13 protein-coding genes are annotated in these 24677 nt (G+C 53.6%); all 13 read right to left on the bottom strand.

Features of this window, described 5'->3' with window-relative positions:
- Positions 1 to 49: 49 nt before the first annotated feature.
- A complete protein-coding gene (locus tag NUV48_11985; GenBank protein ID MCR4442858.1) occupies positions 50 to 3364 on the bottom strand; it encodes a DUF499 domain-containing protein in 3315 nt (1104 codons plus the stop codon).
- A 172-nt stretch (positions 3365 to 3536) separates the two neighbouring features.
- Positions 3537 to 4382, bottom strand: coding sequence for an AAA family ATPase (locus tag NUV48_11980; GenBank protein MCR4442857.1), 846 nt, complete (start codon positions 4380 to 4382; stop codon positions 3537 to 3539).
- A 53-nt stretch (positions 4383 to 4435) separates the two neighbouring features.
- A complete protein-coding gene (locus NUV48_11975; GenBank protein ID MCR4442856.1) occupies positions 4436 to 7618 on the bottom strand; it encodes a DUF1156 domain-containing protein in 3183 nt (1060 codons plus the stop codon).
- The gene (locus NUV48_11970) at positions 7615 to 10860 is read right to left on the bottom strand and encodes a DEAD/DEAH box helicase (protein ID MCR4442855.1); all 3246 of its coding nucleotides are present in this window, start codon (positions 10858 to 10860) and stop codon (positions 7615 to 7617) included. The genes NUV48_11975 and NUV48_11970 overlap by 4 nt, the downstream gene beginning before the upstream one ends.
- Positions 10857 to 11651 (bottom strand): hypothetical protein, encoded by a 795-nt coding sequence (locus NUV48_11965; GenBank protein ID MCR4442854.1) that lies wholly within the window; start codon positions 11649 to 11651, stop codon positions 10857 to 10859. The genes NUV48_11970 and NUV48_11965 overlap by 4 nt, the downstream gene beginning before the upstream one ends.
- Complete coding sequence (locus NUV48_11960; GenBank protein ID MCR4442853.1) at positions 11648 to 15301, bottom strand: helicase-related protein; 3654 nt, start codon at positions 15299 to 15301, stop codon at positions 11648 to 11650. Before NUV48_11960 ends, NUV48_11965 begins: the two co-directional genes overlap by 4 nt.
- A 161-nt stretch (positions 15302 to 15462) precedes the next feature.
- Complete coding sequence (locus NUV48_11955) at positions 15463 to 16161, bottom strand: DUF4846 domain-containing protein (protein MCR4442852.1); 699 nt, start codon at positions 16159 to 16161, stop codon at positions 15463 to 15465.
- A 69-nt stretch (positions 16162 to 16230) separates the two neighbouring features.
- Positions 16231 to 18369, bottom strand: a complete 2139-nt coding sequence (locus NUV48_11950) for a hypothetical protein (GenBank protein ID MCR4442851.1) — start codon at positions 18367 to 18369, stop codon at positions 16231 to 16233.
- 97 nt (positions 18370 to 18466) lie between these two features.
- Positions 18467 to 18664 (bottom strand): hypothetical protein, encoded by a 198-nt coding sequence (locus NUV48_11945; GenBank protein MCR4442850.1) that lies wholly within the window; start codon positions 18662 to 18664, stop codon positions 18467 to 18469.
- A 48-nt stretch (positions 18665 to 18712) separates the two neighbouring features.
- On the bottom strand, positions 18713 to 19309 hold the full coding sequence (locus NUV48_11940; GenBank protein MCR4442849.1) for an addiction module protein: 597 nt from the start codon (positions 19307 to 19309) through the stop codon (positions 18713 to 18715).
- Positions 19310 to 19771: 462 nt separating this feature from the next.
- A complete protein-coding gene (locus NUV48_11935) occupies positions 19772 to 21538 on the bottom strand; it encodes a hypothetical protein (protein ID MCR4442848.1) in 1767 nt (588 codons plus the stop codon).
- A gap of 40 nt (positions 21539 to 21578) precedes the next feature.
- A complete protein-coding gene (locus NUV48_11930; protein MCR4442847.1) occupies positions 21579 to 22460 on the bottom strand; it encodes a DUF4846 domain-containing protein in 882 nt (293 codons plus the stop codon).
- Positions 22461 to 23009: 549 nt separating this feature from the next.
- On the bottom strand, positions 23010 to 24512 hold the full coding sequence (locus NUV48_11925; GenBank protein ID MCR4442846.1) for a zf-HC2 domain-containing protein: 1503 nt from the start codon (positions 24510 to 24512) through the stop codon (positions 23010 to 23012).
- Positions 24513 to 24677 lie beyond the last annotated feature (165 nt).

The following is a 24677-nucleotide window of genomic DNA, read 5'->3' as shown; positions in this document are numbered from 1 at the left end:
ATGGAACCGCTTGATTTTTCATTTCGTTAAGTCACACCTGGGCCCTACCCTACCCAAGTTTAAGAGTATCGGCAACTCCAGCAAGCAACTCGTTAACCCTTGCCACGACTTCATCCGGTAACTCTGGTGTTCCGGCCAGTTCCACCCGCAGTTTGAAAGTCAGTTCCAGGCCAACGGTCGCGGCAACCAATTCGCCAATTACGTCAGCCAGATCCTGAATTTCATTGGGACGCAGCTCAGCTTCGGCCACCTTCACCCCGGGTTTGGGCGGGGGTGGAGGCGGGGTCGAAGGCGACACCACTTCCGGCACTCGCATCTTGACATTCCGGGCACCGCTAAAGTCGCACGGCCAATCACCGGAGTCGACGGTTCTTTCCAACATCCGGGCGCGCAGGGCACCTGCAATTGCTTCCCGGACCGTCGCCCAGGGCAGGTTCTGGCCTGCCTTGCCGGACAGTGCAACCAAAATGGCCAGAGCAGTCGTTTCCGGGGACGGCCAGGCCTCAGGAAGGTTGTTCGGAAGCACGGCGGTAGCGGAGAGCGGCGCCGGGGGCGGCCGCAGTATAGCCTCGTCAGTGAGTATTCCGGTTGGTATGGGTTCCGCCAGGATGCTGGCCGGCCCGTTCGTCAACCACAGCTTCCCCATCCGTACAGCCTCGGCTATGGCCGCTTCCACCACGGCCCTTCCGGCCCTGGGTATGGCCAGCGGTTCCTGAAAGCCGCCCTTGTCCACGTTCACGACGTGGCCGCCCCGGAAATATTCCGCCACGTCTTTCACCTTTATTTCCGGCGGTGCGGGCCAAAGGCCGGGCAGCTGACCAGGCAGCAAGAGGTGCGGGGATATTTCGGACAAGGTGGCCGTTGCGGGCAGAATGACTTCCAACCCCGGATCGCTCAGGTCGGAATCCAGCGGTTCCTGTCGCCAAACGGTACGCACGGACCGGTCCGGTCGAACCGTTCGCAGGACAAAAACGCCTTCCCGCACCCCCAAGGCCAAAGTCTCCACGATCTCCTTGCGGCGCAGCATTTTAGGCAAATGCGGGAACTGGGCGAAGGCGCCGATTAGATCCCTTGCCCGGCGCGCTGTTTCCCCCTCGCGCCAGAGGTTGTAAGGCCCGTCGGGCAGCAGGGCCTCCGCGCTGACGGCCGTTTCCTGGATGCGCGTGCGCGGGTCTGCTTTGATCACGTTAAAAAGCGGTTCTGACCCGACGGTCAGTTTGTAGGCCTGAATCTCATTCTTCTCCGATACCGTCACCGCCAGGCAGTAGGCCTGCTGGACAGCCTCGGATATTTTTTTCCGGGCTTCTTCCGTGTAGCCGTTCAGCAGCTCCGCGCGCAAAGGATCGATTTCTTGCCCTTTCAAGAGGCTGCGCACCTCTTCCCACCCCAGGTAGTCAAGCACCCGGTGGCGGGCCATCTCCAGCCCGTCCCGGGAAGGAACGGCCAGGACCACGGCGTTGCGGCAGACCCGCGGCTTGTCCGGTCCGGAGGTCTCCTCAATGAAGCGTTTGGCTTCAACGCTGGGATTGCCCGCTGTGGAAGCCGCTTTGGGCCCCAGCACGGCGTAATGGAATTCCCCGTCGTCCTCAATTTCCCTTGGCCGGTCAGGCAGGTTATGCACCTTGGCCCCGGCGGCTGCGGCGCCGGCGGTCAGGCTTTTCAGCCCCCTGATGGCCTCAACCAGTTTTGCTTCGATCAGGCTGGGCGAAGACGATACCCGCAGGCAAGCATCGTTATGCATCTGCCGCAGGTTTGGTTTGGAACCTAGCCGCCAGGACTTGGGCAACTCCTTGCGGCCGTCCGGTCCTGTCCTGGCGTCGTTGACGGCCGCCTCATCCAGGAACCAGGAAACTTCTGTCCAACGGCGCAGAGCCTTCTCCAACTCGATCCTGTCCGGCCGCGTATGCCCCAACAGCGCCAGTAGCTCGCGGGTCAACGCCTTCTGGCCGATGGGCTGGGAATGAACAAAGGTGGCCAGTACGGCCTGCTCTGTTTCCCGGAACTTGAGGCCCGCCGCTTCCGCCTGGATGGCCCGGGCCTTGGCCAGTTCGCCTTCCAAGATGCCGGCCCACTCCTGGCGCTTGCCCTCATACTCCTCCGTGGCCGCAATGTTGGCCAGTTCGCGGGCCGCTTCCGACAACTCCTCCCGGTCCGGGGCGTTCAAGAACACGTTGGCCGCGATCAGCGGGCACCGGTCCCATCTGGCGGCCTCGCGCAAGGCCATGGCAAAGGTCCGCAGCACCCCCCTGGTACGCTGGAACCCCTCCAATTGCGTCCATTTGGTATAAAAGATTTCCGTCAGGTCGGGATGGAACGGGTAGCTGCGCAAAAGGCGTTCTTCAGCAGATTTGCCGTCCCTGGCGGTCTGGTCGTCCAGATCGGCGATGCCTTTTAAGGCGGCCACCACATGCGGCCGAAAGGCTTCGCGGTCCCTGATGGAGCCGGCGATGAAAAAGCGCCGGCGCAACACCTCCGCCACGTCTTCCTTGACCACCGGCTGGATGCCCTCTTCCTGCTCGCGCCGGAAGGTGTCGTACAACTCCTTGGCGATCTCCTTGCCCAAAGCATCGCTTTTCCTGGGATCGCTGGCCAGCAGTGATACAACCACAGCGCAACGTTCCACCTTGGTCGCCGCCTGGGTCAGGTACTGGAAAAAGTTCTGCAGCCGCCCGCGCCAGACTGGGTCAAGGCTGACCTTTTCGCGGGCATACATCAGCACCTCGTCCAAAAGGACCAGCGTGGCCAAGCCCTCGCGTCCGGGCAAAGAGAGCAAGTCCACCAAAAGATTCTCGGCCGGGGCGCTTTCCCTTTCGCAGTCCTCCCCTTCGGCGTGAAGCAGTTTCAACCCTTCAGCACCGGCAAGCTGCCAGGCCAGGATGCTCCAGGGCTGTTTCAGCCAGCGAGTATTGCCCCGGGGGTCCTTCACCGCCATGCCCTTCTCCACATCCAGCTTATCAAAGGCCAATACCGCTGCCCTAGCGCGCGGCGGGGCGATGCCGGTGTGTTCAATAAACTCCTGGACGGCGGGCAACGCCGGCAAGTTCTCCGGGTCGGAAACCAGGTGGAACAAGGTGATCAGGGTGTGGGTCTTCCCGCCCCCGTAAGTCAGTTCCAACTGGCGGACGGCCTTATCGTTCTTGCCGGCCAGGCGCAGGAGCACATCCTTGGCCAGCTCGCGCAGGTTGAAAGTGGGGTAGGTCAGGCTAAAGAACTCGGCCGGGTGCTGGTAGACCGGCTTGGCGCTCCCCATCGCCACGTCGTAAAGGTCGGCCGCGAAAATGGCCAGGGAGAGCTCTCCCGACTTCAAGTCGTCTCGAATTTGCACCACTTCATGCCAGGGTTTCCACGGGGTTTGCGTTAACATAAATGTCACCTCCCGAACCATTTCTGGAGCACTGTTGTGAACTTCACAAAAGCAGGATCCGTGCAACGCTGCAAACTGACTCGCCGGGCAAGCTGCTCATAGATAGCTGACGAGCGCGGTTTCCCAGCCTGGCGCAGGACCTGTTCAACAGCAAGTTTCGGGTCAAAAGGCTTCATACTGTTATCCGCCCAATAACCTTAATGTCCGGCAGAGCTGTTTGGAGATGTCGTATCCAATCCCGGAAGCGCGCAGGGTCCTTTTTAGCCAGCATATCCACCACCCAGGGCAGATTGGACCCATCCGGGCGGAAACCTTTGGGTTGCCCAGGCGGGCTGGGTTTGCGCATCAACACGCTGTTCAGCACCAGCCGTTGAACCCCGTCCATTAACATGCTCTTCAGCCATGTCGATACCGGGAACCTGGATTCATCCTCTGGCAGGTTGGCCAGGGCTGACTTCCTGGCACCCAATTTAAACGAATGATCCCAACCCTTGCCGGTTTCGTCGTAAAAATTGTCGTTGCCACCCCGCACCTTGTTGACCACAACCTTAGCTCCCTTTAAAGCCTTAGGGGTAAGAATGGTTTCCGGCCCCGGCGCCAGAGAGGGAAAGAGTACTCGCTGAACTGGAAGACAAGGCTTTGACGTCATGAGAACCACTTTCTCGGATAGAATAGAAGTCTCACCTGTATCGCGGTCCATACCCACGGATACTTCGTACCGGACCCTGTCGAAGTCCGGATTTTTGATCAGTTTGCGACGGTCTTCCGGTATCTGCAGCTCCACAGCAAGCTCAAACGGTTGCTCCCTGCGCTGCCAGACCATATCCCGCAGATCCTGGGTGCGTTCTCCGATGGCAGCTTCCAGGCCCTCTGACAGCAAATCCCCTAAAAAGGCAACGCTGTCCAGAAACGTGGTCTTTCCGCTGGCATTGGGACCGATCAGGACGTGAAAGGTTTCGAGTTGCTGCCGGACATGGCGCAAGCAGCGAAAATTCAGGGCTTCAATACTCCTAATCATATGCCTCGCCTCCCAAAATGGTTTGCAGTTCTATGCTCCCCATATCATACCACCTAAGGGTTTTGCATATTAAACAATTCCGGCTCCTTAGCCGGGGCTAAACCTCGAACAGAAACATGGTTGCTGATGCTTTCCAGGAGCGAGCGCTCTTCGCTGCCGGCCGCGGCCAGTTCGATCAAGGCCTGGAGCACCCGGGGGAAGAGCTGGCTGCGGCGCAGACCCCGCTGGTCCAGGTAGTCGTCCACCTTTGTCACATCTCCGGCCTTCCAGAGACGCATCAGGCGGTGAACCTGGTCGATCAAAGGGGCAGGCCGGTCTTCGGCGTCTAAGCCCAAACCGCTGTGCTTGCGCTGCTGCCAGGGCTTGAGCCTGACTCTGCTGCCGGTGCCTTCAGCAATCTCAGCCTCTTCTTCGTCCGCATCCTCTTGCTCGTCCCCTTGCCCATCCGTTTCCGGTCCGCCGGCCCGTATAAGGATGTCGTGCCGGTCAGCCAGTTCCCGGTCGGAGAGGCCGCAGGACACGGCGTAAAGGATGCATGCCCCGGCGGGAGCGTCTTCCAGGCCGAAGTCGTGGCGATGGAGAAGATAGTACGTGGTAACGTCATCCAGGCCGCTCACCGTATCGGCGCCGTTGTGGGTAAGCACGCGCCCGACCACGAAATCCACCACCAGCCGCCGCACCGCCCGCAGGAACTCCGGCACGTCCATCAGCTTGCCTGGCTCATTGGCCTTCTTGACCGCGGGATACTTGCTGTATGCCTCCAGCGCAGGACCGGTGGCCGCCCAGACGAAGTCAGGCCCCCGGATGCCCGCGTCCCAATACTCCCGCAGCCGGGTGTAAATGTTTTGCCGCATCTCTTCCAGCACCCTGTTGTCCCACCCTGGGCGGGCCGTTTCGGCGCGTTTCCTGCAAACAAGCCATACGGAAGAGGACAGGGCCGCCGAAGACAGGGCCCGGGTGCGGTTGCCCATCTCCGTTTGGATAGGCCAGCTGGCGTTGACCACGAACCCGGCGCGGATAATGGCTGAGACCAGCGTTTCCCAAGCGTCCGGGTGCTTGTGGGCGAAAACGATCACCATCCTGCCTTCTTGCTTCAACGCCCGGTGGCAAGCCTGAAAGGCCCGGAACATTCCTTCTTCGTAGGCGGCTTTGGATTTTTGCCTGTCGCCGCCGTGGCGGCTGGCGTCGTCGATCAGCTCGCCGTCGTTCTTATCGCGGTCCCACTTGGGAGACAAGGGTTCGCGGAAAGCCTCGTCGATTTCTGGGGAAAGCCCGTGCAACGTCCGGCGCAGCCAGACGTAAAAGAAGTCCATCAGGACAGAGTAGCCAATAGCATCATAATATGGCGGATCGGTGATGATTAAATCAATCCCATTATCCTTAGCTTGTACGGCAGATTGCTCTAGAATCTTTGGTGCATAAATCGCCCCAGAAGCTAATGTTGCGTAACTTACGAATCGAACAATCCATTCTAGTCCTCCTGCATAATCACCTGTGGCCCCTGAGAATGGATTAATTTCACTGAAATCCCATTTGACTGGAAGTGCAAAACGTTGAAATGTATGCGTTATGTACTCGCCATTAGGATCCCAGTTACAAATGTTACTATTATAATCAGCTAACCGGTCAAGGCAGACTGCCAAATATCCTCCCACAGTCTCCACCCACTCAAGCGGGTAACCCTCTAAGCGCATAGCTTCCCTGGCTCGGCGGGTATGCTTGACGAAGGTGCCTAGAGCTAGTAGCTGGCGGGTGGTATATAGTTTGTGAAACTCATCAAGCCCGTATTGAACACACCAGGTATTTCGTTTGGCGTCTTCAACAATCAATTCTTTGGGCAAACCAAAAGGAATCTCTTCCCAGAGCCTGTCTATCTCTTGCTCCGCCTCAATGGCAAACCTTATTTCACCGGCTGTCGGCAGGCGATATTCCTTGCCATCCGGCCCATCCACCACCACGGCGGTCATCACGTCCCCCAGCCGCCCGGCCTGCCCTTCCATCCGGATATCCTCCATGGTCATGATGGCGCCGCAGCAGGGACATGTCGCGCCGGAGCGGGACATGGTTCCGGCGCCGATCTTTTTGTCGCGCTCGCGCCTTTGCGCAGCGTTGCCCGCGGCCTGCGGCGCCTCCGCCTGCACGCCAAAAACCACGCCGGTTTTGCTGGCATCCGGCTCCATGGTCAGCAGCACGCGCTTCTGATCCTTCTTGCACAGCCAGCGCGTTTTCAGCAGCGGCACGGTGGCGCGGCAGTTTTTACAAGTCACGGTCCGCGCCCACAGGTAAGCCACCGTGGGCTTGGGTACCCAGCGCGGGTTGCGCCCGTCCGCCAGGTGGTCCCGGCTGAACTCGGCGTTCAGCGCCTCAAGGTCGGGCGTTCCGTCGTCGCGGAGAGGAACCTGTTGGGACGCGCGCTGCTCATATACACCACCGCCAGGTTTCAGCGGTTGATAATCGGCGTAGGTTGGGTAGAAGCGGGCCAACTCCCGGCGGGCTCGTTCCAGCACCCACCGGCCCCAGGCCCGCACATGCCAGGCCAGGTCAGCCTCGGGGAGCAGACCTTCGCCGGAAGGATCAGATTCAAAAGCGAATTCCAACTGCGCTTTTTGGGAGCGTCCCCTGCCGCCAGCCCAGGGGTTGGCCTTGCAGAACTGCTCCATGAACGCTTCATCTTTCAGAACAAACTCCGGCAGGGGGCGCTTTTGCCCGGCCAGCCTCTGCGGGTATTCCAGGGTGCACTTGAGGATAAACCAGGCCACCGGGTTGATGTCTGCGGCCGTCACTTCGCAACCCAGGCGCATGGCCTCCAGCGGGATGGCCCCGCCGCCGGCGAAGGGATCCAGCACCCGCGGAGGTTGCCCGCCATAAGCCTTTTTGATCTCCTGGCGGAACCACTCCAGATCCGGCCCGTTCTCCCGCCCCCAGTGGAGAATGCCGCCGGCAGTCTCTTCCCTGACCTGCTCCACAACCCTGCCGCCAGGCAGCTTTTTTTTCTCTATCTTTTGAACTACCCTTCCGCCCAGCCGCTCCAGGACCTCGTGCCGCTCCTCGGGCGTCCCCGGATCTGGCAGGAGGGTGGCAATCAAAGCCGCCCGGCAGGCCGCCAGCGGCCTCCGCGCCGGCCAGATGTGCAGCGTGGATATATGCCCGTGCCGCACGTTCTTTTCGTGCACAGAGTCCAAAGAGGTTTGCTTCACAGGAAAACATTGCTCTATCAGGCGGGAACGCTCAGTCATGCCTTTTCTCCTTCCGTGGGATGATCGTGGCCGGTCAGGATGCTCCACACTTTGCGGTAGTCATGTCCCGTCATGGGAGCATCCTTGGATACGGCAGCCTGCCAGTCTGCCGGCGAAAGGCCACGCACGAATTCCACAGCCCGAGTTACGCTGTCGCGGCCAAGGCGGCGTTCTCTTTGCTTAAACATCTCGCCTAACGTCTGGGCCACGGTACGCGGCACTCCATTCATCCGCATCAAGACCGCCTCTTCCGTCGAGACGCCGTAATAAACCATCGCCGGGAGCAAATTGATTGTGCGCCTTTCATCCTCCGACAGGCCGTCGAAATCGATACCGGCGGTCGGCAGCTTCGACATGGCGGAGAGCCCCCAGGTGGCAGCCTGGGAAAGACGGCCGTATATCGCGCGGCAGGCCTTGGACAGTCCGTCCGTCAAATCGGGGTTTTCTTCTTGAGGATCGATAAAATACCGGTAGGCAAGGGTTTCGATGGGTTGCCCGCCTACCCATTCCGCCGTGAGATCGGCCAAGTAACTGTGCTTACCCCCGCGGGACGGGATTTCGTTGAGCTGAGAACTTGTCTCCGGCAGATTTAACATGATCCCCATGAGGGTTCGCAACGCCCTGCGGTTCCCCCCGAACAGCCCCGTCGGCAACCAATCGGAAGAGACCACTTTCCCGTCCAGCTGCCTGATTGCTTCCCGAACGCTCTCCGGGGCGAATCCCGTTGCGTCCGCCAGCGGGGCGAGGCGGTTGTCTTTGGAGAGCCTCCGGGCATATTCTTTGGTAAACTCCAGTAGCAACCTGGCTTTTGTCTGGGACTTCTTCTCCAGACTGCGATAGCCCAAGGTGCTCCTGAGGACTTGTTCTGCCCTGGCGGCCATAGCTTCTGGCGACCTGGTCCGATTGTAGATGTGGGCCAGATAACCCCAAAACGCCCGCCATTGGGGCAGGTGAATCACCACTTCGAGGCTGAGGGATCTGCCTATTTTTATTGCTTCTTCGACCAGACCTTCGAGCGTGGAACATAAAGCCTCGGCCTGCAAACGGACAAATCTTTCAATTCGAATATGACTGCCTAAGTCATCATGCCGGGAAGCGATGCCAACCACGCCGACACTCTCCTGGAAGATGCGCCCGGCCCGCCCCGCAAGGTTCCAAAAGTCCTTGGGCGGCATCTCGCGACGACGATAGCGTGTGGAAGCCAGGAAAACCGACGACACGGGAAAGTTGATGCCTTGGGCGATAGTGGTGGTAGCGCAAAGAACCCGCAAAGCGCCGTCTTCGGCCAGTCTTTCCACCAGCGAGCGTGTTTCTTCGGAGAGGCCGGCATGGTGCACGGCGATCCCTCGTTCCAGCATCTCAACCAGCTCAAAGCGGGGACTTATTTCCGTCTGAAGAAAGCGTTGGACAAGGCGAACGGCATCCGGCACCGGAGAAAGCGGGGGCATTTCTGCTGCCAGAACGCGCGCCATTTCCCAGACATCGTTTATGTCCGTGGCAACCGCCACCGTCAACGATTTGGGCCGGTTGGCAAATATCTTGGCCATGGCCGCGGTTTGCCGGTAAAGGCATTTTGAGACTGTACTAAAAGCGGCATTTATCGGGCCAGGCTCACCCACCGCAAATTCACCGCCAAAATGAATGGTGCCGGGAGTGGTTTGAAGCGTTCGAAACTTCAGGCGCCATTCGCGCGGTTTCGGCCCCTTTTCAGCGTAAAAACGGCCTACCACCCGCTCGTTAGGTTGCCATGGACCTATTGCCAGGCTGATATGTTTGGCCTCGTTTGTGCCGCGGGCTAGCCAGTCCGCAATTTCTGCGCCGTTGGGAATATATGGCGTCAATAACAGGAAACTGGCTTTTTCGCAATCCTGTTTAACGGTTGCCAGCAGCATTTCCAGTTTGAGCCCCCGTTCCGGGTCTTCAAGGTTATGCGCTTCATCGACGACGACTAAAACAAGCGGCCGCTTCACTTTTTCGTTGCGGATAACCAGGTCTAGCTTTTCCGGTGTGGTAACCAAAACATCAAAAGATGTGTTTTTTTCTAGAAGGTCTTCTTCGAAAGCGTCTATTTCAACAGCCCCGCTGAGCTGTTCAATACGGATACCGACTGCTCCAAGTTCCTGGCGCAAACGGCGCATGATTTGAGCTGCCAAAGCGCGCGTCGGGGCGGTGTAAGCCACCCACCCCCTATCCTGGGCGAACTGGTTCAAGGCCTGGAGTATGCGAAAGATGGCCAGGGCAGTTTTCCCTCCGGAAGTCGGGAGATTGATGACAATCGATGTCTTGGCCATATCCAGCAAACCTTCTTCCAGAATGGCCGCCCGTTGAGGGGGGAGCATTTCGAACATATTCGCATGTCGGGCTGCAAACTGCACATACTGGCTGACCCGGGAATTAACCCTCTGGGCGACTCTCCATAATGATCCGTCAACCATCTGCCGCGATGCGGCGTGAAGCCAGCGCAAAATAATCTCCAATTCAGCATCGCGGGCCGACCTGGCAGCATCGCAAGCCTTCTCGAAATGCGAATCAAGTTGGGTTTCTATTCCCCCGGGCACGCCCTGCAATAAGTAAGTAGACAAAAGTTCGGTGGCCGCCGCCCAGTGGTAAAGCGCCACTAGCGTCCATCCGGCTAAAGGGCGCTGCTCAGCCGGCAAACTGTACAGAAACCGCTCCTCATACGCCAGCTGTTCCCGGCGAAGACCGGTTATTATTTGGGCTGCCCGGTGTACATCATCCCAGCCATTTTTTCGAATGAGACACATCCATCCTTCAAACAAGCGGTAAAGAACACGCTGCTCCCAAGTCACGTCTTCCACTGAAGGTGTCTTAATTGATACGGGATGTTCAGCAACCCACCGGCGGGCGTCTGCCCACCTTTGACCAACATAGGCCAAAGCGACAAGATGAAGTATGTGAAACAGCCGCGGCTCGGTTTTCTCCGGCAAAGGCAGGGCTCGCTTGATGGCGAAAGCCGCGGAACAGCAGGCTTCAGCGGCGCGTCGTTGTTCGGCGTTCTCCTGAGATGGCCGAATAAGCTGCGGCCAGTATTCGATGGCAGCCATCTCAAGCGCCTGAACAGCTTTCTCCAGCAAGCGGTTTTCCTCGGTCGTAAGGTTAACTTGATAATTTAAAAGGCTTCCGACCGAATCTGACACAAGTATGCGCTCGGCAAGTTCTTCCGCCTGCAACAGCCGTTCCGGCCCAAAGGCCTCAAGCGCCCAATGCGAAGAAATGTTCATGATGCCCCCCCTCCTTCCTTCGAAAACACGATATTCTTCCAATCCCTTAATGGAAGTGGGATGTACAATGCCAAGAGAACCGCCCGTTTGGGATTCTTGGCAGCCAAATTTTTCACGCGTTTTTGCAGGTCAGCCGCGTCAGCAGTCGTTGTTCTCACCAGAACTCCCAACAGCACAATATCGCTCGTATTATTCAAATAAGCGATAAAGGCCGTTTTATACATTTCCGACCAAGGCTGTCCTATGTGTCGGATGCCAAGATACCTCACCAGTGTGTTTATGCGGGTAAGGTCATCGCACAGCGTTTCAAGCTGACACACCATTCCGTTTCGTCCAGACATGACTTTTGGTGGTGTACGCTTATCCTCAGATGTCTTGACCTCTCCAAAGGCAAAGCGGGCTTGGCCGGACTTCCCTTGAAAGCCGACAAGGTCAGCCCCGGACAAACTGGCGTTCGGGTTTCTCATGTCGCGTCCGCTCTGCCAAGGAAACAGGCAGTCATAATTATCCTCCAGATAACATTCGGCTAACGCCTCTCCTATGCGCCATTCTGGTACATTTGTCTCCTTTAATATGCGCTCAAGATTAGCCTGCTGGAATTTTGTCAATTGTAGTCCGGCTATTGGGGCGGCAACGGCGCTTTTCCCGTCAGTGTCCCGGAGCCGCTCAGCTACGCGCTTGGACAATGCCGACATGGCTTCATTTGACGGTATGAGCAACCCATACGCCTCAACAGGAACACAGCCAACGTTGTAAGCAAGATTTCCGCATATTTTGCGTGCCGCCATCATGGACCTCCGTTGGGTTTAGATTTGCCCGTCAGCCAATCGGCTTCACCGGCAGTTTCCGCAAATGCGAGAATTTCGTCTTCGGCTATAACCACCCCGCCCTTGTTCTTTACCAGCAGTTTTCCGAAGGGGTCCTGGACGCGCAGGAGGCGCGGGTGGGCGGTGACGCAGTCAAAGACCACGTAAAGCCAGTAACGGCCGCGGAGGTTGCAGGCTTTGGCCCATTCGTTTTCAGTGAGTTCCACGTCACCGGCGCCGGCGCGGCCCTTGACCTCGATAGCCCGCTCTTCCCCACCGGGATGACGGGAAAGCAGGTCAAAGCCGGGCCTGGCTTCCAGGCCGGCCAGGAGGGCCCTTTCCGGCATAGAAACGTCTTTGACCGTGCAGCCCCGGCTTTCTTCATGACCCCACGCCACCCGGACGGCGATCCGCTCCACCTCCTGATCGTGGCGCTTTTTGTCTTCCGGGTCTTGAGAAGGGACCACCAGGGCATGGGCCAGGAAGGCGACTTCGCCGGCGGCAACCAGTTCCGGCTCCCGCCGCAAGACAGCCAGGGCGCGCGCTTTGCGCTCAGCCAGTTTCTTCTGGCGCTCCTTAATCCTGGTTAGCTCGCCTTTAGCCCTAGCATCCCCCGCCCGGATGCGCTCGGCCAGCCTGGAGCGGGAAATGGCCAGTTCCGCATCCTGGTAATGATAGCCTCGGGAAATAAACTCTTCTCGTTCCGCCAGGGTATTTAAAAGTTCTTGTATCCGGGCTGCGGCAAGCGGGCGGGCAATCCTTTCCGCAGCAAAGGTTTTGGCCTGTTCGCAAGCTGCAGCCGCTGTAGCAGCAAAGGAAATGCTGTCCGCCGGCACACCTTGGTGACCGCGCAACAACATCAACTGCTCCACCGGGCACTCGGTGATTTGGCCCGTTTCATCCTGGCGCAGGCCCGCCAGGCGCAGTTCCAACAATTCCTTCCTACCAAATGCCTCGGGCATTTCCGGGTCAGGCCGGCGCACGACCTTCACCAGGGCCAGATGAAAGAAATACGGATGGTCGGCGTACGGGTCGACAAAAACCCCGCCTTGCAGGGCCAGCCGGGAAAACTTGCCCAGGACCAGCGCGCAGTAGCGGTCGAACAGCGGCTCACCGGAGTGCAGGAAAACGGCTTTGTCGCCCTCTTTAGGTTTGTAAACCGTTAACCGTTCCTGGCGTTCTGGTTCATAAGAGTCCAGCACCGGCCATAAGGAGTCCAAAGCACCCGGCCGGAGGGGTTTAAAGAAAAAGAAGCCCTCCAGGTCGCCCTCCAAGCCGATATGCAAAAGCGGCGCGGATACTTCCAAAAAACGGCGGATATAGCCCGGCATCAAGCGGCGCAGTGCCTCGCGTTCCAGTCTTTCCCGCTGTTCAGGGAGGCGGCTTTTTATCCCGCCGCCAGTTGCCAGGAGCTTTTCCCTTTCCAAATGCGCCCTGGTCTGCTCCGGGGTGAAAAGGCCTTCGAGCTTATTGACGACTTCCTCAGCCTGGTTATCAACCACGGCCTGCAAGAGCAGGTCTTTCAGGGAGATCCCTTCAAACTGGCGTCCAATGATATCGAAGACTTTGTCCGAACCCAGTTCTTTGCGGATGCGCTCCAACTTTTCCAGCAGGGTTTTCAGGACGCGTCCTTCCCGGGTTTTGCCCGCTACCAGGTTGAACAAAAGCACCGGGTCGTGCCTTTGTTTATAGCGATGGATGCGACCCATGCGTTGCTCCAGGCGGGCAGGGTTCCAGGGAATGTCGTAGTTGACCATTAGCCAACAAAACTGCAAGTTGATGCCCTCTCCGGCCGCGTCGGTGGCCACCATGCAATTCGCTCCCCCTGCTGCAGACGGTCGCTTGAAGAATTCCACCTGTTCTTCACGTTCCTGGTAGGGCATCCCGCCGTGGATTTGGGCCACCTTGCCCGCATACCCCAGCCCCTCCAGCCGGCGGACAAGAAATTCCACGGTGTCACGGTGCTCGGTAAAGATGAGGATTTTTTCGTCCTTGAACCGTGCATCAAGGAGCACTTCCCGCAGCTTGTCGAATTTGGATTCCTCGCCGGCCTCATAGACCTGGCGCGCAAGATCAAGTAGCCCTTCTACCTGTAACCGCTCCGCCTGCAATTCAGTGAGGGAGGTGGCCACGACACCCCCCAGGACCTGGTGTTCTATTGCCTCGTTTTGCTCCAGGTTACCTTCCATTCCTTCCTCATCACCGGTCATCTGGTCGAAAATGTCGGGGATGTTTTCCAGCTTCCGCTGGGATGCGTTCAATTGCTCTTCGGTTAGCTGGCCTCCCAGGATATCTTTGATGAGACCGTCCAATTTCGCCAGGCGGCGCTCGAAGGAACACAGAAGGGCATAGGTCGAGCTGGCCAGCCGGCGCTGGAAGATGCTCATGGCTAGCCTTGCAGCCGAACGGTTCAGAATTCTGGCCCGGTTATAATAGGTCCGGATGTATCCGGTGGTTTCGTCATACAGGCGCTGCTCCGCTTCCCCCAGGTCGTAGTTCAAGGTGCTGGACTCCCGCATCGGGTAAATAGGTGTACCATCGAAACGGACCATCTCTTCCTTAGTACGCCGGATAAAATAGCGCTGCCGCGCTTGGAAGGGGCAGGCGTTGAAAGCGTCGAAGGTGGAGAAGGTTTCAGGCTCCAGCAGCCGCCATAGGGAGAAGTAAGGGTAATCCTTGCCCATATGCGGCGTGGCCGTGAGCAAAAGCAGATGATGGCAATGCCAGGGCAGTGCCCAGTCAGGGTCGCAAGGCGCTCCCGCAACAGCCTCGGCCAAACGGTAGCGGTCGGTTTTGCGCACTGTCAGGTCCGGATTCCGGTCGGCTGCCAGCTTGTGCGCTTCATCGAAGATCACCAGGTCATAGGGCTCGGTTTCCGGATCGCGCAAACGTTGGAACGTTCGCTCGCTGGTCAAGGTATCAATGCTGACAATTGCCAAGTCGCCGCCAGACCCTGCAAAGGGGTTGCCGGCGCGGGCATCTGCTCCGGTTATTATTCTGAACGGCAGGCTGAAGAGACTGCGCATTTCCCTCTCCCAGTTGCCGACCAATCCGGCCGGCGGGACGACCAGAACGCGCCGGATGAGCCTGCGGCTCAGCATTTCGCGGATATAAAGCCCGGCCATAATCGTTTTGCCTGCGCCGGCGTCGTCCGCCAGCAGGAAACGTAGCCGCGGCTGGGGCAGCATGTGTTCATAGACGGCGATCCTTTGGTGCGGCAAGGCATCAATCAACGATGTTTCCGTGGCGAATACAGGATTGAAAAGGTGTCCATATGCCAGCCGTACAGCCTCCACCACCGTCCGCACCGCCTCGGACGGGGCGGTGAAATCGATACCGGGAGCCGGTTCTGCGGCAATTTGATAAGACGGCTGAAATTCAGCCGTCTTTTGAATATTCTTGATTTTGTGGCCGCCGGGGATGCCGCCATGCTTGCCGAAACCGCTCAGACTCTCCTGCTCCGCCCGTAAAATCTGTCCCCAGGCAAGCCGATTAGGACGCGACTGGTTATTCTCCCACCGGTTGACAGAGGCATAAGAGACGCCGAGCAACTCGGCCAAACCCGCCTGGCTCAACCCAAGTTTGGCGCGCAGCCGCCGTATGCGGTCCGGATAATCTTTGGGAAGATAAATCATCAGGATAACCTTCCATCCCGGATTTTGTTCCTGCTATCTGGTAGTTTATACCATCGCGCGCCTCATGTCAAGGCTATAACATGTGTTATAACAAATTCTTCAAAACACCAAAACAAATCATACCCTTCCGGCTTTTTAATTGGGTATGCCTGGTCTAAAGTTTATTTGAACCTCTTTAAGTCTCCCTTTTGGAACGTCCACTCCGGTGTGTTCAACACTTCCCCGAAATCAACGGAATACCATGGGCTTAAGGCTGCATTGCCGGGATTTTTCAGGATATGAATGTCTTGGGCGGGCATATAGCTCTGGGCAAGCATGAATATCTTCTCGCCCGTCTCCGGGTTCTGAGCCATATCTACCACAATGACGCAGTGGCCCGGGCTGCCCCCCTGGATAAAAACATCTCCGATTTGCATATCGGCCAGCCTCACGGAAACCATCTCCCTGGCCAGGGAAGCAGTGCCGGCATAAGCAAAGACCGTATCCAGGTACTTTCTGAAATCCTTGTGCTCGGTAGAGTAGACGGCAGTTTTCACCCACCAGGCGTCATTCCCCCGGACAACAATCCTGTACCCGTCACGCCATTTGGAATATTCAACTGCTTCATAAACGTCCCTGCTTTTGGTTTCACCGTTGTAATATTTAACCCTGGCTCCATGGTGTTTCAGGAGCAAGGTGCGCAGGTACTCCCCAAACGAATGCTTCCCGGCGGCAACCCTCTCATACCCCGCGGGAACCGCGAACCGCCGCTCCAGGGTGTTGGCTACGGGCTCAACTTTAACCGGCTCCGCCGTGCCTGTCTCTGTTTTCCCGGCGCTGAACGAACAGCCGCATAAAACCAGAACAATTATTAGCGGCAAGACGCAAACTCGTTGCATCGACCTGCTCACGGCCTTTCATAAAAACGGTCAAGTATTTATTCACTCAAATCATGAATTACACAAATTGCATAGTGACAGGCTTTCCAGGGCAACAAGGGAGTAACCCCCGGTATTATAAGTTCTGTGCCAGACTCCATTTATGTAGACATCTATGTCGCTGTAATAAATCATGCCTTGGCTGGCCTGAAGTTCTGACGGGGCTTTCATATCGGGCAATTTGTCTTTCTGGTACATGAGTGATGTGGTACGCTGAACCGGGTCCCAAATCATGTCATAGCCGCAATGCCGGAGGTCCTCAACACAAATAGCCAGATGGCCCTGCACCCGGTATGTGGGTAAAATTTTCCCGTTGACAGTCACAGCGGTTGGCGTTTTGACAAATGTGTCCACCGCTTCTCCCGGTTTGGGGATAGAAACCATCACCAGGCGGTATTCACCGGCAAAGACCAGGCGATCATTGTCTCTGTAACGAAAATCTAATCCTTCCAGCAGGGAAGCATTTCTGACGGTGAGTTTTTTATTGTCTTTCAGGATCATTAGTCCATCCGGCAGGACCATGTGAAGTTTCCCGTCATAAACGAAATAGCGCAGGAGCTTTTTATCCAGGGTATAGTCCTGGTGGTTTATCTTACCCTCCCGGTTAATGGTCAGAGCTCGGATTGTGTATGAACCGTCGGGATTTTCTTTTTGGTAAACAAAAACACCTAGATCTTTATTCTCGCTATATTCGTGGATTACCTGTTCAAAACCCTGGATTAAACCGGATTCCAGGACTATCATTGCGCTCTCCTTGAAGGGAACGCACTTGATATCGTGGTCAAAAAACCAGATCCTTTTGTATCCATCTACGTAAATATTTTTGTACCCTCCCGGATAAATCCCCCCATCCAAAAAAGGATTCATGTTGAGAGCTTCTTCCATTAAATCTTCTCGATAATAGGCAATGCCGGCAGGACCCAAAAGCCATTTGCCTCCTTCGTAATCAATGAACAGGTTTTCCACAGGATACATCAGCACGGGCAAACCTTTACTAAAAACGGATTTTTTGCCCTTTTCCTCACGGATAATTCGGCAATCCTGAACATACCACTTAGAGCCATCCTGACCCAGGCGGGTTTGACTTGTCCCGTAATTAAAATCAAGACCTCTCAAGGTTTGTACTTCCCGATCGAAGGGGGTTACTGCTTCTTCTAAATGATATTCTATTCCCGTAGTCAGGTTTTTGATTTTCTTGCCATCAGAGCTTATAGCGTAGATATTGCCTTCCCGATCAAGGTAAATACTTTTATAATCCTCTATACTCTCTTTACGGCGCGTATAACTGCCGTCCGAGCAAACGGCATAGACCCCGCTTCCCGCAACTTCATACTTCTTTTGATCCAGCGGGAAATACGGGTTAAGGGTTCGGGTTTCCGCCCTGACAATCAGGCTGTTCTCGACTTGGCCCAAAACCTGGATATCATTTTTTTGCAATACTTCATTGAATGAGAATACCTTTAGGCCACTACCGATCAAGTAGAGAGAGTTTTCCTTGCTGGCCTTCCCTTTTTTAAGCCAGCCTTCCAGCCAAAAAGAACCATCACTGTTCTCCCATGTTCCCGTGAGCCTGAAATCTTGATCAACGACCAGCCGGTGAACATCCGGACCAGAGATAAAAAAGGTATCGCTATAGCTGGGGGTATAGGGAGCAGGGATGTAGCAATCAATAAATGTGATTACCTGGAAGACCTTGCCGCCCCCTTCCAGGTTGTACTCGTAAGCATAGAAGGAGATATCTGTCCGGGTATAATACGGATTTTCCCGGTAAAAACAGTCATTTTCCTCTAGGTACTTGCCCATGTCCATCACCGGAATGTCATGGTAGTAGAGGGTCTTATCCTTAAGCTGGAGGAGGTTCTTGTCAACCTCCTTGACTTTGCTTTCCTCAGAATTACCGGAAATGTCTACCTCTCCTGGGCGGAGCTTTTCCGGACCGCTTTTCAAATCTTTATTTATTCTTACCGGTGAACCGCTAAGCCTAAGATATAAATAGGATTCATCGTCCCCGCTGATTTCCTCCGCACACTGCCGTTCCAAAACATCCCATTTGAGGTATTGGTCATCAACATATGTTTTGGCAAGTACAACTCCGGGAAAGCTCAGTAGTACCATGAGGCTCAAAAACAGGGTATACCTGGACAATTTCATTAAACACATCCTCCCACTTCTTACTATCGACCACGGGCTGAATGCATACCAGATTGCCATCCTCCGGCACAGGGACCTGCTGCAGGAGAGTCTATAATTATAAGCTGGGCAAGGGAAGAAATACCCATAGGTCTATCAAAGATAACGCCGATACGGCTATCTCTAGGTTAGGCCCCTCCTCGGCCTCATCCTTTGGCTCCACTGCAACTATGACAGGGCTGACAATACGCACTTCATCACTGGTGGCGGCTTTTCCGGCAAGTTCATATAATAAATCCTTTATTTCCGGCTGCATCCATTAACCTTGCATCAACCGCATATATTCATTTAATCCATTGCCTATCTATGATAACAGCATCTCATAAACCCTTTTATTTTCAGCGTTTATACGTTCAAATTGTTTATGTTGCAGCTCTTTCTCTTCCTCTGTACGGTCATCAAAATATCCAATATCTTTACACACCTTATCCCAAGAAACAAGCTCCGCTGTTCCATTTTCGATTTCATCGAGGCGTTCCTTTAATATTTCAATTTCCTTTTTAATATTTGTCTCGACATCAGTAGCATCATAACCAAAAAAAGTAACCTCGTATAAGGAATGTGCCACAACAGCCGCCGCACTATATGCTTCAACGCATTTTTCTACAACCTCATAGGATAGCAATTCGCTCCAGGGCAATAGCTCTAATGCATAATGATCATTATCGCCAGGCTTAATTCCAAATACATCATACATAAAAGTACCGGGTTCTAACCAGTCTTCAACCCTTGCTACAACCAAGCGAAAACCGTCATGATTTGGCTCAGGTGTTAATCCCTTTAGTTGATTAAAAACCTTAAAATATGCTTCAAATGCTTCATTTTTCATACCATATTCTTTTTCAAGCTCTGTCCAAACATCATCAAATACAACTGTTTTCAATAGTTCCTTAAAGGTCATAAAATCACCCCATATAGTGAATTGTTATATTATCTTCGTATTAAGGTTCAAACGCTTCATGAACCTTCCTCACTTCAACGGTGTTTTTCCGTAAGTAGGGGGGCATTGACGGATTGTTGGGCATAAAACGGGTATCGTATACGGCATTACGTATCATGATGGTGCCGAATATATTGTGTAAAATTTTTAATTCATTGATGCGGGATAGTGCGAATGATAGATACTACCTTCATGATTTCTTCTCCGATTTCCATAGTTTTATGTTTTTCTACAGTTTTAATCCAGAAAATATAATAAATCCCTTCACTGTTGTTTATATCTTAATATGATTATACCACGTAAGATTTTTTTAATCTAACCGTCAGTTATTGGACATTATGTATTGTCAGTAACACCTAATCCATACAACCAGGAAGCATAAGACAGGATGAATTGTACTTATATGTCTAATCAAGGCTCACCTCACTTCGTTATGCATACCCCGTTTTCGCTGGGATTAAGATTATACCAAAAGACAATGCGTCCGTCGGCCAAAACGCCGAGGATATGGGTTCCGGCCGCTTTGACCGAGATGATTTCAGGCTCAATCTGTAATGTTTTCAGGTTCAGGCGATTAAGGTAAAACATATTGTTAGCATTGTCGCTGCGATCCGGTTTATAGGTTATATAGGCGGCATAGTTTTGACCGACAAAACAAAGGTCAGGCATCCTGATATCCCCTGTTTCGCCGGGATCTTTTAGAATAATCTCTTTAACCCCTCCTGTCCTAAAATCCAAATACATTGTTTTACGCTCGCCTGTTTGTTTTTCTCTATTATAGAGATGGGTGTTTACCTCCAGCAGCCCGGTATCATACCTGATAAGGCCGGTTGAAGAACATTCCGAAGTGATACTGTGAGTTTTCGCCGTCCCGCTTTCCAGGTCGCACAAAGTATAACCCATGGCGCCTTCATAGCCTGTCATGGTGGTTATCACCTTTTGCTCGTCGGCCACAAACCGGGGATTCTTGTGATAGGAATTATCCAGCAATTCGCTGCCGATAATTGGTACTGTTTTGGAAAGCAGTTTTTCACTGTTATCAGTAGTGTTAAACAACTTGACACCTGTTTCATCGGCATAAACATATCTTTTCCTGTCACTCGATACGTCGTAACCCCCAAAGAAAACATCAGGATTGCCTTTGGCATTGTATTTGGGTTCCCTGTTTATTTTCTCCGTGATTGTTGTTGGCAACGAAACACTATCCGACTGGGCAAGGGTTTTATCAACAGCTATTAACCTATCTTTAAGCCTGATTTTAATGCATTCTCCTGTCAGACTCACATCGGTAGACGCAAAGTTCTCGCTAACTTCCAGTTCCTTCTCTACTATCATGGTATTAAGATTGACCAGCATCAGGGCAGCATTTTTCCCTTTTTCATAGGGCGTATAGGCCAGGATCAACCTATCGTCAACCTCACCTAACATTGAAAGTTCTTCCATGTTTCCTGCAAAGCCTGTAATTTGATCAAAGCGTTGATAATCACCGGTCAGACTAACAAGATGATTATTGACATAATCCCACCTGCCGCTTACAAAATACAGGCTTCCATCCTCACGCTGCTTTAAGGTGTAAGTCTTGGTCAACTCAATTCGGTCATATATGGGGGCATCGGGTCGCACCAGCACGGCTGTTACTGTGCCGTCACTGTTTCTTGTGACCTTCTCCAGGTGCTCATCCCGCAAAGTATAAAAAGAATTATAAGAAGGTCGGGTTTGTCCGGTGCTAAAATCAAAAATGAAGGCGCGTTTTTGCGGATCATAGGAGTGTGCCTCAATTTTAGATACATCAAGGCTGGTCAGATTAAAATAGCGCTCGGCATATTCCAGAACAATATCAAGAGGCAGCAGTCGAAAGGGACTTCCCTTGGCTGTCGGCGCCAGGTTTTCCTCGCCGTGCTCCGCCACATACTTCAAACCACAGAACCGCGCCACATTGAGAGGATCTATTTCCTGGGCGGAGTTAAACTCACGGGTATTTCCTACGTTAGCAATTGAATCATAAAAATATTCCTGCCAGAGCTTCTCCAGTTCAACCGGATCGGTGATGTCACCGTATTTCAGGGCTGCCTCCTGCTTGGTGTTTTCAGGAGCCTGCACAGGCGAATCCTGAGGGCGGTTTTTACACCCGGCCATAAGGGCCAGCAAAAGAACAGCCACGGCAAGGATGATAACTTTTTTAATCTTCATAGAAGAACACCTACTTTATTTTAAATAGGGCATCGCCCATCTATCCAAACCTCTTTAAATCTCCCTTATTGAAGGTCCATTCCGGTGTGTTCAGCACGTCCCCGAAATTAACGGAATACCAGGGGCTAATGGCTGCATTATCAGGATTTTTCAGGATTTGAATATCCTGGGCTGGCATATAGCTCTGGGCCAGCATGAAGATTTTCTCCCCGGTCTTCGGGTTCTGAGCCATATCCACCACGATGACGCAATGACCGGGGCTGCCCCCCTGGATAAAGACATCGCCGATTTGCATATCTTCCGGCTTTATGGTGACCAGCTCCTTGGCCAGGGAGAGCGTTCCGGCATAAGCAAAAACAGTATCCAGGTATTTTCTGAAGTCCTTATACTCGGTGGAGTAAGCGGCAGTTTTCACCCAACTGGCGTAGTTCCCCTGTACAGCTACCCTGTACCCGTCTCTCCATTTGGAGTATTCGGCAGTAAACCCGCTGGTAAAGTTGAAATGAATATCGCCATATTTTTTCTCTTTAAACAAATATTCTGCCCGCAGTCTAATGACGGCATCAGCGCATTGCTGCAAGTCACGGTTGCCAATATCCAGGTCCACCACCGCTTCATACACATCTCTGCTTTTAGTTTTGCCGTTGTAATACTTAACCCTGGCTCCATGAGGTTTCAGGGGCAAGGTCCGCAGATATTCCCCAAAAGAATGCTCCCCGGCGGCAACCCTCTCATACCCTGCAGGTACTGAGAACCGCTCCCCCAGGGTGCTGGCTTCAGGATTAACCGCAACCGGCTTCCCCGTGGGAACTGGCTCGGTTTGTCCAGGTTTGGCCGAGCAGCCACAGAAAGCCAGAATAAGTATTAACAGCAAGGCATAAATACGTTTCATCGATACACCAACGACCTTTCGACCTTTCATAGGACTGTCCGGCTTCCCGACGTCGCCCGGCGCTAAGGCGAGACAAAGCCTTAGCTGGCTTAAACAGCAGTCTTTGGCCCGCACCAGACGGGAAGCCATTTGCTTAGGTGGAGTTTCTCACCGACTGTGCAACCAATATAAAACATACAATACCTAAAAGGAACCAAGAATTTATCTTACTTAAGTGAACCATTTGCCATTTATTCAGTTGATAAGGATAAGCCCAGGCACCTAAATATGTTGTAATGTTTTCGGCAATCCAGACGAATATTCCCAGTCCAGTAAAAGTCACTATTAGAGGTGCTTTCCTGTTCTTGAATTTCTTACCTTTCAATGTTGCCAGTATCTCGCATTGAGATTATCGAACAACTAAATTGCAAGATTGTGGTTAAAGGGACGAAATTACTAAAAGCGAACTCCCGTTTAACAAGTGACCAATTCCAACCAGGCACCCACAATAAATAAACGTTTTGGCATAAGACTAACCCCTGTAATTGAATCTACAGTACTTATTACGAATTAAAACTCTAAAGCAATCAGATAAAGCAGTTACTTCTTCCGCAGGTCCAGGGCGAATTTCTCCCTGGACAGCAACTGCCCCATACTGTCAAGGCTTAAGTAGAATTCTTGGGCCTCCTCATTGTGCAGAGAAAACATGATTACCTGCGGCTTTTCCCTCTCAAAGCGAAGTTCCCCCTGTTTCATACCCTGGGTATCGGTGAGTACAAAATGAGGTAAAATGGTCTCAGGTTTCGCGGAGGATTCTAAGCGATAACTAAGGTAAACAGTATTCTTTTCCAACCAGGCTTTTTCTATAATCACCTTCCCTTGAGGGAAGGAAACACTTCTCTCCAGGTTAAGCTCATTTTTGTCCTCGAAATTGAGATAAAGTTTAGGCGAATCTTCTACCTTTTTATAAAGATATACCGGCGGCAAGAGCAACTCCATCTGTTCCGTTTCCTGTTTCACCGGAGCAAATTTTAGGGTGGCCACAACCTGGCAGGGGAACTGGGTTGTTCTATATTCGCCTTTTTGGGCGGCTACTTCTTGGCGCCCCGTCAAATCATAGAGGGCAGGACGGTTTTCGGGTGGGTCTTGAGGACGGTAATTTACTCCGTAAGTGGCCGCATAACTGGACATCAACCCGCCTGGAGGTGGAGCACCCATCCCCGCAGGCGGTGGTGTATCGGGAGCTTTGGTCACAGAGGTGGGAAAATAGACCGTACCCCTGCCCAGGGCAATACCGGCCACCGAACCATCCACCGGCCAGTCAAACCGTACCTTAAACTCCGCTTCACTCACACCCAGTACGGCCTTTTCCAGGATAATCTTAAGATTCGGCAACTTTTTCTCTTGATTGGGATAGATAATCTTTGTGTATTGCGCAGTTTTAACCACATCCACGGGGAAAGTAAATTCTGCCTGTTCTTTTTCCTGATCCCCTAGGGCCAGAGATACGTTTACCTTCTGGGTTTCCAATCGCAAAGGCTCAAACTCCAGCATAAAGTACTTGTTCTGCCAGCTCTTGCCGCTTTTCTGCTCGTATTGATGTCCTTCTTCATCAGCCAGGCTGACCTGGGGCATTGTTTTCCCCGGGTTGGAAAACCGGATAAAGAGGACGCTACGCGTACTGTCAAAAAGCCCTTTATCTACAGTAACCTGGAGGCCATCTACTGTTTTGGTCTGCTTAATTTCCGTGAAAAGGTTCAATTCCTCGGCAAAGCGGTAGGCAGGATCATCCATCACGATGTGTTTCCCTACAATGTAGGAAGCGTAGGCCAGCCCCGCCCCGCCGATGACCAGCAGTAGTACTATAACTGTAATCGTTTTCTTCAGCCTGCCGAATAACCTGTTTTCAAAGTTTTTGTGAGGAGATAATTTCTCCATTGGTAGAGGGTCCGGCAGGGGCCGGATAAACAACTCCCATTCCTGGGTACAATGGTCACACTCGGTCAAATGCTCTTTAATATATTCAACTGTTTCTTCACTAACCAGGTTCTCCGCGTATAAGGGTAACAACTCGCGGATAAGTCTACATTCTTTCGGCATCATCTGTTATCACCCTCCAGTTCCCGATAAACCTGACCTAACTGCCGCTTGGCCCGAAAAAAGGTGACCCGGACCCAGTTCACTGTTTGCCCAAAAACCCCGGCGATTTCCTCATAGACCATCATGCCGCCTGCGGCACCATCGGAAGGATGAAAACCCCCTCGAGTA

This window comes from Peptococcaceae bacterium (assembly GCA_024655825.1).
Lineage (GTDB): Bacteria > Bacillota > Peptococcia > DRI-13 > PHAD01 > JANLFJ01.
This window is presented reverse-complemented; position numbering and strand designations above follow the sequence as displayed.

Excerpts from the sequence above, each read along its gene's own strand:
- NUV48_11945 (MCR4442850.1), bottom strand. The coding sequence starts at position 18,664 with ATGCAGCCGGAAATAAAGGATTTATTATATGAACTTGCCGGAAAAGCC.
- NUV48_11965 (MCR4442854.1), bottom strand. The coding sequence starts at position 11,651 with ATGATGGCGGCACGCAAAATATGCGGAAATCTTGCTTACAACGTTGGC.
- NUV48_11975 (MCR4442856.1), bottom strand. The coding sequence starts at position 7,618 with ATGACTGAGCGTTCCCGCCTGATAGAGCAATGTTTTCCTGTGAAGCAA.
- NUV48_11950 (MCR4442851.1), bottom strand. The coding sequence starts at position 18,369 with ATGAAATTGTCCAGGTATACCCTGTTTTTGAGCCTCATGGTACTACTG.
- NUV48_11930 (MCR4442847.1), bottom strand. The coding sequence starts at position 22,460 with ATGAAAGGTCGAAAGGTCGTTGGTGTATCGATGAAACGTATTTATGCC.
- NUV48_11985 (MCR4442858.1), bottom strand. The coding sequence starts at position 3,364 with ATGTTAACGCAAACCCCGTGGAAACCCTGGCATGAAGTGGTGCAAATT.
- NUV48_11925 (MCR4442846.1), bottom strand. The coding sequence starts at position 24,512 with ATGATGCCGAAAGAATGTAGACTTATCCGCGAGTTGTTACCCTTATAC.
- NUV48_11940 (MCR4442849.1), bottom strand. The coding sequence starts at position 19,309 with ATGACCTTTAAGGAACTATTGAAAACAGTTGTATTTGATGATGTTTGG.
- NUV48_11960 (MCR4442853.1), bottom strand. The coding sequence starts at position 15,301 with ATGATTTATCTTCCCAAAGATTATCCGGACCGCATACGGCGGCTGCGC.
- NUV48_11935 (MCR4442848.1), bottom strand. The coding sequence starts at position 21,538 with ATGAAGATTAAAAAAGTTATCATCCTTGCCGTGGCTGTTCTTTTGCTG.
- NUV48_11980 (MCR4442857.1), bottom strand. The coding sequence starts at position 4,382 with ATGATTAGGAGTATTGAAGCCCTGAATTTTCGCTGCTTGCGCCATGTC.
- NUV48_11970 (MCR4442855.1), bottom strand. The coding sequence starts at position 10,860 with ATGAACATTTCTTCGCATTGGGCGCTTGAGGCCTTTGGGCCGGAACGG.